Below are 320 nucleotides of genomic sequence, written 5' to 3' on the forward strand. Positions count from 1 at the left end.
TATCTCCTTGAACCAGAGCTATTCCTGTTGTTTTAGAACCGGGGTCAATTTTTAATTGTATTGGTTCAGTTGCTACATTGGTTACTTCCTTTTTCAAAATGATAGTAAACGGATATTTTCTAAACACCGCCGCTTTATTGGTTTTAAGCAACTTCCTTGCTACCGAAGGGTGACAAGGATTTAGCGGTTGTTTATTAGTATCGATTACTAATACATAATTTGACATTTCTGCCTCTCCGTAAACGGGTAATGTTAGCTTCGACTCTCTTGGTCAGCATTCCCTAGGTGAGGAAACCTCACCGGGGTCTGACCGCAATGTT

General features: G+C 40.3%; 1 protein-coding gene. It reads right to left on the bottom strand.

The window, feature by feature from the left end; all coding sequences use genetic code 11:
- Positions 1-226: RRXRR domain-containing protein (locus JUI58_RS10860; RefSeq protein ID WP_204103805.1), on the bottom strand; the 226-nt coding region annotated here is incomplete at its 3' end.
- Between the last annotated feature and the right edge of the window lie 94 nt (positions 227-320).

This window comes from Spirulina sp. CCY15215, from assembly GCF_016888125.1.
GTDB lineage: Bacteria > Cyanobacteriota > Cyanobacteriia > Cyanobacteriales > Spirulinaceae > CCY15215.